At 62.6% G+C, this 13,639-nt stretch carries 10 protein-coding genes; 7 read left to right on the forward strand and 3 right to left on the reverse strand.

Translation table 11 applies throughout. The features are described from left to right. The first annotated feature begins 19 nt into the window (after positions 1-19). The 3 genes from AC0L7I_RS10085 (at position 20) to AC0L7I_RS10095 (ending at position 4,448) form a co-directional block, all read left to right on the forward strand. Positions 20-2,650 carry a penicillin-binding protein 1A gene (locus AC0L7I_RS10085; RefSeq protein WP_473396303.1) on the forward strand — a complete coding sequence of 877 codons (2,631 nt, stop codon included), beginning with the start codon at positions 20-22 and terminating at the stop codon, positions 2,648-2,650. 86 nt (positions 2,651-2,736) lie between these two features. Continuing rightward, positions 2,737-3,856 (forward strand): peptide chain release factor 2 gene (prfB, locus tag AC0L7I_RS10090; RefSeq protein ID WP_473396304.1). Its coding sequence is split into 2 segments (ribosomal slippage): positions 2,737-2,805 and positions 2,807-3,856, totalling 1,119 coding nucleotides; the frame shifts between segments, so codons are not numbered across the junction. Beyond that, positions 3,843-4,448, forward strand: a complete 606-nt coding sequence (locus tag AC0L7I_RS10095; RefSeq protein ID WP_473396305.1) for a DUF1294 domain-containing protein — start codon at positions 3,843-3,845, stop codon at positions 4,446-4,448. Before prfB ends, AC0L7I_RS10095 begins: the two co-directional genes overlap by 14 nt. Here the strand turns inward: AC0L7I_RS10095 and AC0L7I_RS10100 are convergent. The 3 genes from AC0L7I_RS10100 to AC0L7I_RS10110 all read right to left on the reverse strand — a co-directional run bounded on the left by AC0L7I_RS10100 (position 4,439) and on the right by AC0L7I_RS10110 (position 7,594). Then, positions 4,439-5,782 (reverse strand): vWA domain-containing protein, encoded by a 1,344-nt coding sequence (locus tag AC0L7I_RS10100; RefSeq protein ID WP_473396306.1) that lies wholly within the window; start codon positions 5,780-5,782, stop codon positions 4,439-4,441. The two genes, AC0L7I_RS10095 and AC0L7I_RS10100, sit on opposite strands and share 10 nt — an antisense overlap. Before the next feature lie 6 nt (positions 5,783-5,788). Further along, complete coding sequence (locus AC0L7I_RS10105; protein WP_473396307.1) at positions 5,789-6,781, reverse strand: AAA family ATPase; 993 nt, start codon at positions 6,779-6,781, stop codon at positions 5,789-5,791. A gap of 120 nt (positions 6,782-6,901) precedes the next feature. Beyond that, positions 6,902-7,594, reverse strand: a complete 693-nt coding sequence (locus AC0L7I_RS10110) for a hypothetical protein (protein ID WP_473396308.1) — start codon at positions 7,592-7,594, stop codon at positions 6,902-6,904. A 286-nt stretch (positions 7,595-7,880) separates the two neighbouring features. On the opposite strand from AC0L7I_RS10110, the gene AC0L7I_RS10115 reads away from it, so the two are divergent. The 4 genes from AC0L7I_RS10115 (at position 7,881) to atpA (ending at position 13,617) form a co-directional block, all read left to right on the forward strand. Continuing rightward, positions 7,881-8,939 carry a glycosyltransferase family 2 protein gene (locus AC0L7I_RS10115; RefSeq protein WP_473396309.1) on the forward strand — a complete coding sequence of 353 codons (1,059 nt, stop codon included), beginning with the start codon at positions 7,881-7,883 and terminating at the stop codon, positions 8,937-8,939. Positions 8,940-9,164: 225 nt separating this feature from the next. Continuing rightward, positions 9,165-11,333 carry a primosomal protein N' gene (locus AC0L7I_RS10120; RefSeq protein ID WP_473396310.1) on the forward strand — a complete coding sequence of 723 codons (2,169 nt, stop codon included), beginning with the start codon at positions 9,165-9,167 and terminating at the stop codon, positions 11,331-11,333. 179 nt (positions 11,334-11,512) lie between these two features. Continuing rightward, positions 11,513-12,073 (forward strand): ATP synthase F1 subunit delta, encoded by a 561-nt coding sequence (atpH, locus tag AC0L7I_RS10125; RefSeq protein WP_473396311.1) that lies wholly within the window; start codon positions 11,513-11,515, stop codon positions 12,071-12,073. Positions 12,074-12,081: 8 nt separating this feature from the next. Beyond that, the gene (gene atpA / locus AC0L7I_RS10130) at positions 12,082-13,617 is read left to right on the forward strand and encodes a F0F1 ATP synthase subunit alpha (protein WP_473396312.1); all 1,536 of its coding nucleotides are present in this window, start codon (positions 12,082-12,084) and stop codon (positions 13,615-13,617) included. Positions 13,618-13,639: the final 22 nt, after the last annotated feature.

The raw sequence follows: 13,639 nt of genomic DNA on the forward strand, positions 1-13,639 counted from the left end.
CTTGTAACAGGACGAGCATATGGCTGATGCCTACGAGAAACCCCGCATTCCGACCTGGGTTTGGCCGGTGGCAAAGTGGACTGTCATCGTCGGCTTCGTTCTGGCGATAATCGGGTTCATTGCGCTGTGGATGTATTTTGCCGCGTTGGGCCGCGATGTGCCGAGCGTGGCCAAGCTCAAGCAATATGAGCCGCCGATCACGTCGCGAGTTCATGCTGGCGACGGGACGCTGATTGCCGAGTTTGCAGACGAGCACCGCGTGTTCGTGCCCTATAAGTCGATCCCCAAGCATGTCATCGATGCTTTCGTGGCGGCGGAGGACAAGAACTTCTTCACGCATGACGGGCTCGATTATGTCGGCATCACGCGCGGCGCCGTGAATTCTGCCAAGAACAAGGTGACCGGGTCGGGCGGCCTGCAGGGTGGATCGACGATTACGCAGCAGGTAGCCAAGAACATGCTGCTGACCCGCGACCAGAACCTCAAGCGCAAGGCCAAGGAAGCGATCGTCGCCCAACGCATGGAGAAAGAGTTCACCAAGGGACAAATTCTCGAACTCTACCTCAACGAAATCTATCTCGGCGGACGCTCGTATGGCGTCGGCTCAGCTGCGCTCAATTATTTCAACAAGTCCCTGCCGGAGCTGAACCTTTCGGAAGCTGCCGTACTGGCCTCTCTGGCCAAGGCGCCTTCGGCGGTGAACCCTTACACCAATCCGGAAAAGCTCCTCTTCCGCCGCAACTACGTCCTGAACCGCATGGTCGAGGACAATTACATTTCGCGCGAGCAGGCCGATGAGGCGATTGCGATGCCGCTGACCACGACGAAACGCCTGCGGGGGCCAGAATATGCGGCAGCCACGTATTTCGTGCAGGAATTGCGCCGCGACCTGATCAAGACTTATGGCGAAGAAACGCTTGGACAGGGCGGATTGTCGATCCGGTCGACGATCGATACGCGCATGCAACTGGCCGCCCAGCAAGCGTTGCAGGATGGCCTTGTTGCCTACGACCGCCGCCATGGCTATCGCGGGCCCGTGGCGACACTGCCGATTGGTGATGGCATGCTCGAGGCGCTGAATGCAGTCGCATTGCCCGGCGGCTATGGCACATGGGAAGCAGGCCTCGTCACCTCGATCAATTCCAAGGGCGCCGAACTCCTGCTGACCGATGGCGCAAAGATCAGGCTGCCAGCAGAAGAGCTCGAATGGGCCAAGACCTTCAAGCCTGGGGTTGGCAAGCCGGGCCTGCAGGTCGGCTTCGTCGTCCTGGCCGAACTGAAGCGACAGGTCCTGAACGCCAGCGAGACAGGCGCGCCGGACCCAGAGACGCCTCAGCTTGACGAAGAGGGCAATCCGATCGCCAAGCCGGCGGCGCAATCCATGTTCCTGCCCGTGGGCAATGCCACGCTGCGCCAGGTGCCGGAGGTCGATGGATCGCTGATCGCCATTGACCCGCACACAGGCCGGATCCTTGCGATGCAGGGCGGCTATTCCTTCTTCAAGAGCAATTATAACCGCGTCACGCAATCGAAGCGCCAACCCGGATCGAGCTTCAAGCCTTTCGTCTATGCGGCGGCGCTCGAGAAAGGGTACACGCCGGCGACCCGGATGCTGGACGCGCCATTCGTTTCGTTCGATGTGTCTACCGGCGACTACTGGCGCCCGGCCAACTATACCGAAGGCCGTTCCTACGGCATGGTCACGCTGCGCGTTGCGCTCGAGAAGTCCCTCAACCAGGTTACGGCCCGCGTGGCCCAGGATATCGGCATGGAGGCGGTCTCCGAGCTGTCCGAGCGTCTCGGTGTCTATGACAAGCTGCCGCCCTACTCGGCCATGTCCCTCGGCGCGGGCGATGCGTACCTGATCAATCTGGCGCGCGGCTACGCGTCGTTCGTCAACGGCGGCAAGATGGTGACCCCGACGCTGCTCGACCGGGTGCAGGACCGTCATGGACGCACCCTGTTCCGGCACGATGAACGCGCTTGCGAAGGGTGCAATGCTGAGGAATGGAATGGTCAGGGGCCGCCGGAACTGGCCGACAATCGCGAACAGGTGCTCGACCCGATCATCGCCTACCAGATCACCCACATGCTGGAAGGCGTGGTCGAGCGGGGGACCGGTCGCCGGGCCCTGCGCGTCGGCAAGCCGCTCGCCGGTAAGACAGGTACGACCGATGATTATCGCGACGCGGTGTTCATGGGCTTCTCACCAGATATCGTGGTCGGTGTGCGCGTCGGATTCGACGACAACCGTTCACTGGGCGAAGGTGAGGCGGGCGGTTCGGTGGCGGCACCGATCTTTACCGATTTCATGGAAAAGGCGCTCGAGACCACGCCAGCCATCCCGTTCCGGATACCTCCCGGCGTGCGCCTGGTGAAGATCGATGCCCGTTCCGGCGAGTTGCCTGGCCCTGGCACTTCAGTTGTCATCGACGAAGCATTCCGGCCGGGCACCGAGCCCGGCATGGCGGCCTTCAACGGCACCGATGATTGCTTGTCGATTTCGGGTGCGTGCGGGAATTCGGGCTCCGGTTCCGGTACGTTCGGCACTTTCGATCCGCGCACAGGCGAGCAACCTGTCCCGGAGGATGGCATGCCGCCCAAGGCGCCAGAAGCGACTGCCGACGACAATCTCGACGGTATTTTCTGACCAGGCTTTTGACCGCAGGGGGTTGCTCGGCTATCCCGGGCCCTGCTGTTCCATTTCCGCAATTGCGCCCAAAAAGGCTTGTTCACATGTCCGCAGAAATAAAATCCCTGATCGACCAGATCCGCCAGTCGTCCGACTTGCTGCGGAGGCGTCTTTGACTGGGATACAGCCACAAAACGACTCGATGAGCTGACCAACCTTTCCGAGCGCCCGGACTTCTGGGACGATCCGCAGGCAGCGCAGGCCATGATGCGCGAACGCCAGCGCCTTGCCGACGGCATCGCGATGGTCGAATCCCTGCAACGGGAAGCAAAAGACGCTGAGGAATTGCTCGAACTCGCCGATGGTGATGCCGCAATGATCGCGGATATCGAACGCACCTTGTCAAAAGCCGCCGAGCGCGCCGAAAAGGCCGAACTCGCAGCCCTCCTGTCCGGCGAAGTGGATGCCAATGACGCCTTCGTCCAGATCAATGCTGGTGAAGGCGGCACCGAGAGCCAGGATTGGGCGAGCATTCTCAGGCGCATGTACATGCGTTGGGCCGATGCCCACGGCATGCAGGTCGAGGAACTTGACGAACGCGAAGGAGAAGAGGCGGGCATCAAGTCGGCCACCGTCCAGATCAAGGGCGAGAACGCCTATGGCTGGCTGAAATCGGAACAGGGTGTACATCGGCTTGTACGCATCTCGCCGTTCGACAGTTCGGCGCGGCGCCATACCAGCTTTGCCTCGGTCAGCGTTTCGCCCGTGATCGACGACAATATCGAGATCGAGATCAACCCGTCCGACGTGCGCACCGATACTTACCGCGCTTCCGGAGCGGGCGGCCAGCATATCAACAAGACCGACAGTGCCGTGCGCCTGACGCACGCGCCCAGCGGGATTGTCGTTGCCTGCCAGGTGTCACGCTCGCAGCACCAGAACCGCGACCAGGCCTGGCGCATGCTGCGCTCGAAACTCTATGAGCAGGAATTGCAAAAACGCCGCGATGCCGCTTCCGATGCCAACGCGGCCAAAAGCGCCATCGGATTCGGCCACCAGATCCGTTCCTATGTGCTGCAGCCCTATCAGATGGTGAAGGACCTGCGTACGGAGGTTGAAACCTCGGATACTCAAGGTGTACTCGACGGCGATATTGATCTCTTCCTCAGTGCGGCCCTTGCCGCGGCTGTGGAACAAGGAAACGGAACCGATGACGCGACGTGAAGGCCGGCTTGTTGAATGGTACGCGGACCGCGGTTTCGGTTTCCTCGCGCCAGATGACGGCGGACCGAACGTTTTCCTTCATATCAAGAGCCTGCCGAAGACCGACAAGCGGCTCGATATCGGCCAGGTCTATGCGTTTGACGCGGTGCTCGACCCGACCGGTCGCGAGCGCGCTGAAAATGCCGTGCCGATCCTGGAACCGGTCGTGGTGGAAAGACGGTCCCTTTTGTCGTACCTGCGGCATTTGCCGCCGTTCCTGGTAATCGCAGCGTTCATCGGCATTGTTGCGTCCATCGCCAGCGTAATCACGGTTTCCCCGAACTGGTACATCATCTATGGCGTCGCCAGTCTGGGCTGCATCATCGCCTACTGGATCGACAAGAAGGCCGCGATCCAGAAGAACTGGCGGATATCGGAAACGGTCCTGCTCCTGCTTGGCCTTGTTGGTGGCTGGCCGGGCGCGATCGCGGCGCAGGAAATATTCCGCCACAAGACACGCAAGGGCACGTTCCGGTACCTGTTCTGGATGACCGTTGCCATCAACATGGCCGCTTTCGTGCAGATCAATGTGCTGGGCATGCCTCATCCATAGGCGCTGAGCACTTCATCGACGGCGCGTTCAAGATCCTTCAGCGTCGCGACATGGCTCATCTGTGTGCAGAAGGGCAGGTAGCGCGGGATGGCGCTGTCGCCAGTGCCCCAGAGGGCGCGGCCTTCGGGATTGAGCCAGATCATGCTTTTCGCCCGCTGGGCAAACTCACGGAACAGGTCGGCGCGCGGGTCGCCATAGTTTGACCTTCCGTCGCCGAGGACGATCACTGTGGTGCGCCGGTCGATGATGTTTTCATGCCCGACCTTGAGGTCAGACCAGGCCTGGCCGTAATCGGTCGAGCCCATGCCGAGCTCGCGGATGATCTTGGTCATCGCCGCTTCGAATTCATTGTCGGCGAGAATGTCGTCGACAGGCTTTAGCCGGTGGGAAAAGGCGAAGGCGTGAATGTCCGGCACCGCGTCTGCCAGCGAATAGAGCAGGAGCAGCAGGAAGCGGACATATTGGGCGACCGAGCCCGAAACGTCACAGATCGCCACGATTTTCGGGCGGTCCTTCTTCTTCTGGCGCCAGATGACGTTGAACGGCACACCGTCGAGCCCGGCATTGGCGCGCATCGTGCGGCGTACGTCGAGCTGGCCGCGATTGCGCTTGCGGCGGCGGCGGGAATGCTTGACGGCGAGGCGTTTGGCGATCTTGGCGATCAGGCCTTTCATGCGCTCCATGTCATAGCGGTCGAGCGCGTTGAGGCGTTTCTCGGCGGCGAAGTCGTCGCGGAATTGCTGGGTTTCGCCAGCGCCAAACACGTCGAAAGCGCGCTCGGCCCGTTCGCGCGCGCGCATTGTCAGGTCGCGGCGGATGTCGATGAGGTCCTGCGCTTCGGCCTCGTCTTCGGGCTCTCGTCCCTGGAGGGCTTCGAGCAGGCGTTGCTGCAGGCCTTCGCCGCCCATCTGCCTGATGATCTGCTGGGCGTAATAGGCGACCTGGGTGGAGAAGCGGATGTCCTCGATCCCGGCGGCCTCGGCGGCGCGTTCCATGGCGGTTGAAATTGCCGACTCGTCGCCCGACTGGAGCAGCTCGACGAGATCTTCCGGCGATGACCGGGAGGCGCTTTCGTCTGTTCCGCCTTCGGGTTCGCCGGAGGCAGCCTCTGCCGGGGAATCGGAGTGGGAAAAGTAGAGGTCGAACAGGCGGTCGTGGACTGCTTTCTCCTCGGTCGACTTGGCCAGCACGCAGCCGAGGGAATCCTTCAGCAGCGAGCGGTCGCCATAGCCGATCAGCGCGACGGCACGGGTCGCATCGAGGGCTTCACCTGTGGACACGCGGACTTCGGAAGACCGCAGCGCCCGGATGAAATTGGTGAGCGTACGCTCCATTCGCCGCTACCCGAGTTCGGGATAGCCGGAGGCCGTGCGCCCGGTCTTGTCTGGCCCAGTAGCCTCGCGAACGAGGCGGGGGACTTCCTTGGAAACAGCCGCGATATCGCTCTCGTGTTTCAGCAGGACATTGAGCGTGGTGCGCACGAACGTCTCATCAAGCGCGGTTGTGTGCATGAGGAGGAGCGTGCGGGCCCAGTCGACGGTTTCGGAGATGGAGGGACGTTTCTTGACGTCGGTTTCGCGCACGCCCTGAACGAAGCTGACGAGCTGTTTGAGCAGGATGTCCGAGACATCCGGCACGCGGGCCTGGACGATCTGGCGTTCGCGGGCGGCGTCCGGGAAGCCGATATGGAGGTGGAGGCAGCGGCGCTTGAGGGCGTCGCCGAGCTCGCGGACATTGTTCGAGGTCAGGATCACCAGCGGCGGGACATTGGCGCGGATCGTACCGATCTCAGGCACGGTTACCTGGTAGTCCGACAGGACTTCCAGCAGGAAGGCCTCGAACTCCTCGTCCGACTTGTCGATTTCGTCGATCAGCAGGACCGAACCGGCCGGTTGCTGCATGGCGGTCAGCAGGGGGCGGGATTCAAGGAACTGCTCTGAGAAGAACAGGTCTTCGAACGAGGCGAGTTTGCCCAGCGACTGGGAGAGATTGTCGGCCGAGCCGATCAGCTCGTTCAGCTTCTCCTTGAGAATCTGCGTGTAGAGCAGCTGCTTGCCGTATTTCCATTCATACAATGCCTTGCCCTCGTCGAGGCCCTCATAGCATTGCAGCCGCAGGATCGGCAGGTCGAGCCAGCGACCGAGCGATTGGGCCAGATCGGTCTTGCCGACGCCGGCCGGGCCTTCGATCAGGATAGGCTTGCGCAGGCCATGGGCCAGGAACACAGCGGTCGAAATCTCGTGCGTGGAAATATAGCCCACACTGGCGAGCCCCGACGTGACGGCCTCGATCGAGGTGAGCGGCTCATAGCCGGTGGAAATGTCTTTTGCCATGCCTGAAGGGGTAGGGGGCGGGCGAAAGGCTGGCAAGGCATATCGCTGGGGCAGGTGCTGCGCGGCTGTCCGGGCACCCCGCCCGGTGCCCGGCATGCCTGTCTGACAAGCCAGTCGGACTCAGCTTGAATTGTCCCATGTTTCCAGCGCGGCGTTGAGCAGGCCCGGAAGGGCCGTGGCAATGGCGCCGAGTTCGGGGCGGAGACGGTACGCGCTGGCCATGGGCAGGGCGACCGGCTTCGGGTCGCCGCGCTTCTGCTGGCGATCCAGTGACCGGGCGAGGCGTCTGGCATAGAGGTCCGGCGCTTCGAGAACTTTGTAGAGGGCGCTGACATGGGCGAGGAAGGGTGCGGCGGGGACCGGACCGGAGGCCCGGACACACCCCGGAAACAGCCCGAACGCGTCCGGATCGACGGCGGGCTGCACACGTCCCGACAGGGCGAAACGGCGCGGGGCCGGGAAGGTGGCGATCTCGGTGCCCTCGGGGAGCAGCATGGGGGTGGCAGGGGTGAGGCGCGGACGGACCGGGGCCAGTTCCAGCGCCAAGGCCATAAGCGTGAGCAGGCGGCGCACGATCACTTCCAGCTGCTTCAGCCGCCCGGAGGCCCGCCGCAGGAGGCTGCGCGGCAATGTCAGCGGCTTCAGGTGAATGTTGGTCATGCCGATGATGCTGGCCAGCGCGAGGCTGGCTTCGCGCAGGCCATGGGAGATGAGATCGCCGCTGCCGGTCATGCGGGCAGTATAGCGCAGGCCGGATATGGGTTGGATAAGGCGGATGAGAGAGGCGCGGCCGGTGGGTGGATATCGCGCCACCCTACCTTGCTCCAGAATATCGAGCGGGCCATTACAACGTTGAAACTGGATGGCTGACGCCTCGTGATACCTGCCGTTTCCTCGTCACGATTCCTGCCCAATGCCGGGAAGGGTTTCAAAGTGCGCCTGGTTCGAGCCGGTGCTGAAGGTTTTGCAGCGCCCTGTCTGATCTCCTTTGTGGATCGCCCAAGCGGTTCAAATTTCAGGGGATTTTTGACAATTTCTTGTCTGCAAGTAAATTACACCAACCAGCAGACGCGGACCAAACAGAACGAAAGGCCAGGGTATGACGCAAGGCAATAGCGTGCGTGCGACTATCGTGATTACGACGCGGGATCGTTACAGTGTCATGCGCGAGTCAATCGCCAACCTTTACGAACACACAGACTTCCCGTTCGAGCTGGTGCTGGTCACTGGCGGGGCGCCGGCGAGCGTCGTGCGGTGGTGCCGGGAAGAGGCTGACAGGCGGGGATTTCGTTACGTGTCATGCGCTGGGGCAATGACGCCAGCGGAAGCGCGAAATGTCGGAATAGACAATGCCTCAACCGAGTATATCGTCTTTGTCGAAAACGATATTGTGTATTCCAGAGGCTGGCTGGAGGCCTTGGTCACATGCGCAGACGAGACCAATGCCGGGATCGTTGCCCCCCTTACGTGTGAAGGCCGTCCGATCCATACAATTGTGCACCATATGGGTCCCGAAGAGAACAATAACGAAACGCTGGACGAGACCGACGACGGCTGCAAGGACTTCAATGAAGAGTTCTATCTGCAGGGCAATACGCTTGATCAGATCAGACCGCACCTCAAGAGGCGACGGACGCAAAGCGTCGAAATGCACTGCTTCATGGTGCGCAGGAGTGTCTTTGACCGTATCGGGAGATTTGATCCTGACATCGTTTCCAAGGAGTACCTGGATTTTTCATGGCGCGCGCGAGACGCAGGGGAAACGATCTGGTTCGAACCGAATGCCGTTATTACCTTTCTTGTTCCGTCCGACGATGATCCGGTTAAGGTCAGTGACCTGTCCTATTTCTTGCTTCGCTGGTCACGCGCGTGGCAGAAACGCAGTCATGATGCGTTGAAAGCGAAGTGGAATATGCGAGAGGACGGATTTATCAGTTCACGGCGTGCCCTGGCTGACTGGCGGGTTATGGATCACGTCACAAGGCCGACTCTTTCTCATGTGCCCGTATTGGGGAAACGTTGGGGCTTCGTTGAGCGAGCTTCGCGGCCAGTGAATATGTGCCTGCATGCGGCAACTTCCGTTTTGTCATGGCGGTATGACATTTCCCGCCAGTCAAACGTTGGTGATACGCGGTCGCAAGAGTCCGTCGAGAGCTAACTGCGGCAGCGCAGGCGTGGAGTGGGTTCGCGATACGCGACCCGCCCTGGATATGCTCCGCAGACCCGTTCGAAGGCAAGGGAATATGGGGTTGGCCTGTCCTTCGGCACGCCGTGCTCCCGTCGTCCATGGACGCCCCTGCCTGCGCAGGCATCTTCAGATATGGGGCGACAGGGTGCCGTGAGGGGTTCGACAGGGTAGAGGTGAGGGGGTAGGGATTCGTCCATGCCTGTCGCCCGGATTCTCTTTGTCCTGCCCCTGCCCGAACCGTTCGATTATACGGTGCCGGAGGGGATGGATGTCAGCGTCGGCAGCTATGTCACCGCGCCGCTGGGCCAGACCGAGCGGCTGGGCGTTGTGTGGGACCTGCTGGGGGATGAAGCGGCGGCGGGACGCGAGTTGAAGCCTGTTCTCTCTGTGTATGATGTGCCGCCGATGCCTGCGGCCATGCGCGAGTTCATTTCATGGGCGGCGAAATATACCGTGTCGCATCCGGGCCATGTGCTGGGCATGACATTGCGGGCGCGGGGCGGGCTGTCGCCCTCGCCGACGGAGACCGTATTCCACCTGACCGGCGAGGAACCGAAGAAGCTGACCGATACGCGGCGGCGCGTGCTGGATGCGGCCGGGGAGGTAGGCCCGGCGAATGCGGCGACGCTGGCGGCAGCGGCGGGCGTGTCGAGCGGGGTGGTGAAGGGGCTGGTAAGCGCGGGGGCGCTCAAGGCCGAGGAGATGGCGGCGGATGCGCCGTTTGCCGTGCCGCAGCCGGACCTGCCGGGCGCGGACCTGACGGCCGAGCAGGCCGAGGCGGCGGAGGCGCTGAAGACGGCGATGCGGGCCGGGGGCTTTGCGGCCTTCCTGCTGGATGGCGTCACCGGTTCGGGCAAGACGGAAGTGTATTTCGAGGCAATTGCCGAAGCGCTGCGGGCGGACCCGGATTCGCAGATCCTGGTCATGCTGCCCGAGATTGCGCTGACGCAGGCGATCCTGTCACGCTTCGAGGACCGGTTCGGCGCAGCGCCGGCGCCGTGGCATTCAGGCCTGTCCGACAAGGAGCGCCGACGGACCTGGCGCGAGGCGGCGCACGGGCGGGCGCGGATCGTGATCGGGGCGCGTTCGGCGCTGTTCCTGCCCTATGCCAACCTGAAACTGATCATTGTCGATGAAGAACATGACGGCAGCTACAAGCAGGAAGACGGCGTCACCTATCATGCGCGCGACATGGCGGTGATGCGGGCGAAGCTGGAGCGGGCGGGCGTGGTGCTGGCGTCGGCGACGCCGGCGCTGGAGACGGTGGTGAATGCGGAGGCCGGGCGCTACACGCTGCTTATGCTGGCGGCGCGGCCGGGCATGGCGCGGTTGCCTGACGTGGAACTGGTAGACCTGCGCAAGGCGCCGCCGGAAAAGAATCACTGGCTGTCGCCACACCTGATCCACGCGATGCAGGAGACGCTGGCGGCGGGCGAGCAGACGCTCTTGTTCCTGAACCGGCGGGGCTATGCGCCGCTTGTCCTGTGCAAGGCGTGCGGCGAGCGGCTGAAGACGCCGGGGACCGAGAACTGGCTGACCGAGCACCGCTATAGCGGGCGGCTGGTGTGCCATGTGACCGGCTATTCGATTCCCAAGCCGTCAGTGTGCCCGAGCTGCGGGGCGAAGGATTCGCTGATGGGGGTCGGGCCCGGCGTGGAACGGGTGGCCGAGGAGGTGCGTGTGCTGATGCCGGAGGCGCGGATCGAGATATTCTCGTCGGATACGGCGATGGGCGGCGAGGCGACGCAGGGCATTATCGAGAGGATGGAGGCGGGCGAGATCGACGTGCTGATCGGGACGCAGATCGTGGCCAAGGGGCACAATTTCCCGAACCTGACACTGGTCGGCGTGGTCGATGCCGATTCGGGCATGAAGGGCGGCGACCTGCGGGCCGGGGAACGGACCTACCAGCTGCTGAGCCAGGTGGCGGGCCGGGCCGGGCGGGCGGAACGCCCGGGGCGGGCGCTGGTGCAGACCTATGCGCCGGACAATCCGGCCATGATGGCGCTGGCCGACGGAGACCGGGACGGCTTCCTGCAGATCGAGCGGGATGTGCGTGCCGAACTGGGTTTGCCGCCATTCGGGCGGCTGGCGGCCCTGATCATCTCGGCGCCGAGCGCGGAAATGGTGGATGAGGCGGCCCGCGACATATCGCTGGCGGCGCCAAACGGTGAGGGAATCGAGCTGTTCGGCCCGGCCCCGGCGCCGATTACGGTGCTGCGCGGACGCCACAGGCGGCGATTCCTGGTCAAATCGCCCAGAAACGTTGATCTTTCAGCCTATATGGCCGTTTGGACAGCCCGGTTGAAGCTGCCGCGCCCCGTAAGGATATCGGTGGATATCGACCCTTACTCGTTCATGTAGGCTGCGTTCTCCTGCTTACGTGCCATTCCGCCGCAGAAATTGGCGCTGTGGTCATGTTGTCAGGGTGATTTTCTGGTGCTAAGCGGCGCACAGATCAATGGGGCGCGCGTGTCGGGCACGCTGTCTCTTTATATAATTCCGGGCCTTACCCGCCCCGACAAGCAACGGATCCTGGACCCTTGGCGGCATCGACACCTACACATGCAAGCGAAGCTGCCCGGCGCTATGCGCGGGCATTGTTCGAACTGGCGCAGGACAAGGGCCAGCTGGCCGACGTCCACAGCGATTTCAAGGCATTCGCCGAACTGGCGAAGGGGTCGAAAGACCTGACCGTGCTGCTGCAATCGCCCGCCTTCTCGCGTGAGGAAAAGGTCCGCTCGCTGGCCGACATCATGGCCAAGTCGGGCCTTGGCGCCCTGTTGTCGAATTTCGTCGGCGTGATGGCCACGAATGGCCGGTCGGGCGAGATCACGCAGGCGCAGGTCGCCTTTGACGAACTTTACGCGAAGCAGCGCGGCGTGCAGCGCGCCGTCGTTCGCACCGCAAAAGACATGACGGGCGACCAGCGCGCCCGCATCGAATCGATCCTCGCCAAGGCCGTTGGCGGCGAGGTTGAACTTACAAGCGAGGTTGATCCCTCGCTCATCGGCGGCATCCAGCTGCGCATCGGGTCGAAACTCGTCGATGCCAGCATTGCCGCCAAACTTGATCGCATGAACACCGCCATGAAGGGAGCATAGTCAGCTCGATGGATATCAGCGCAGCAGAAATTTCGGGCATCCTGAAGTCGCAAATCGAAAACTTTGGCGTCGACGCTGAAGTCTCCGATGTCGGCCAGGTGCTTTCAGTGGGTGACGGTATTGCCCGCATCTACGGCCTCGACAGCGTGCAGGCTGGCGAACTCGTCGAGTTCGACGGCGGCATCAAGGGCATGGCCCTGAACCTGGAAAGCGACAATGTCGGCGTCGTGATCTTCGGCAGCGACAGCGCCATCAAGGAAGGCGACACCGTCAAGCGTTCGGGCGAGATCGTGTCCGCGCCGGTCGGCAAGGGCCTTCTGGGCCGGGTTGTCGACCCGCTGGGCGAGCCGATCGACGGCAAGGGCCCGCTGAAAAACGTTGCAGCGCGCGCACGTGTTGACGTGAAGGCGCCGGGCATCATCCCGCGCAAGGGCGTTCACGAGCCGATGATGACCGGCATCAAGGCCATCGATGCGATGATCCCGGTTGGCCGCGGCCAGCGCGAACTCGTCATCGGCGACCGCCAGACCGGCAAGACCGCTGTCTGCATCGACACGATCCTGAATCAGAAGCAGACCAATGACGCGGCCAAGTCCGACAAGGAAAAGCTGTTCTGCGTCTATGTCGCTATCGGCCAGAAGCGTTCGACGGTTGCGCAGGTTGTGAAGACGCTCGAAGAGCGCGGCGCGCTCGACTACACGATCGTCGTCTCGGCGACGGCGTCCGAGCCTGCCCCGCTGCAGTATCTCGCGCCGTTCACCGGTTGCGCGATGGGCGAATGGTTCCGCGACAACGGCATGCACGCCCTGATCATCTATGATGACTTGTCGAAGCAAGCTGTTGCGTATCGCCAGATGTCGCTGCTGCTGCGCCGTCCTCCGGGCCGTGAAGCCTATCCGGGCGACGTGTTCTATCTCCACTCGCGCCTGCTTGAGCGCGCGGCGAAGATGGGCGACGCGGCTGGCGCCGGTTCGCTGACGGCCCTGCCGATCATCGAGACCCAGGCCAACGACGTGTCGGCCTATATCCCGACCAACGTGATCTCGATCACCGACGGCCAGATATTCCTTGAAACCGACCTGTTCTACCAGGGCATCCGCCCGGCCGTGAACGTCGGCCTCTCGGTGTCGCGCGTGGGCTCTGCCGCCCAGACGAAAGCGATGAAAAAGGTTGCCGGCTCGATGAAGGGTGAACTCGCCCAGTATCGCGAGATGGCCGCGTTCGCGAAATTCGGTTCCGACCTCGATGTTGCCACCCAGCGCCTGCTGAACCGTGGTGCGCGCCTGACCGAACTGCTGAAGCAGCCGCAATACTCGCCGCTTCTCATGGAAGAGCAGGTCTGCGTGATCTATGCCGGTACGCGCGGCTATATCGACAAGGTCGGCGTGAGCGATGTGACCCGTTACGAGAAGGAACTCCTGGCCCACCTGCGCGGTGCCAAGAAGGACCTGCTGGCAACGATTCGCGACGAGAAAGTCCTGTCGGACAAGTCGGAAGAGGCGCTGAAAGCGGCGCTCGAAGACTTCACGTCGAAATTCGCCTGATCCCGCCCGTCCTGACGCTTAG

This window comes from Hyphomonas sp. J20-32 (assembly GCF_055808555.1).

Excerpts from the sequence above, each read along its gene's own strand:
- AC0L7I_RS10085 (WP_473396303.1), top strand. The coding sequence starts at position 20 with ATGGCTGATGCCTACGAGAAACCCCGCATTCCGACCTGGGTTTGGCCG.
- AC0L7I_RS10095 (WP_473396305.1), top strand. The coding sequence starts at position 3,843 with ATGACGCGACGTGAAGGCCGGCTTGTTGAATGGTACGCGGACCGCGGT.
- AC0L7I_RS10100 (WP_473396306.1), bottom strand. The coding sequence starts at position 5,782 with ATGGAGCGTACGCTCACCAATTTCATCCGGGCGCTGCGGTCTTCCGAA.
- AC0L7I_RS10105 (WP_473396307.1), bottom strand. The coding sequence starts at position 6,781 with ATGGCAAAAGACATTTCCACCGGCTATGAGCCGCTCACCTCGATCGAG.
- AC0L7I_RS10115 (WP_473396309.1), top strand. The coding sequence starts at position 7,881 with ATGACGCAAGGCAATAGCGTGCGTGCGACTATCGTGATTACGACGCGG.
- AC0L7I_RS10120 (WP_473396310.1), top strand. The coding sequence starts at position 9,165 with ATGCCTGTCGCCCGGATTCTCTTTGTCCTGCCCCTGCCCGAACCGTTC.
- atpA (WP_473396312.1), top strand. The coding sequence starts at position 12,082 with ATGGATATCAGCGCAGCAGAAATTTCGGGCATCCTGAAGTCGCAAATC.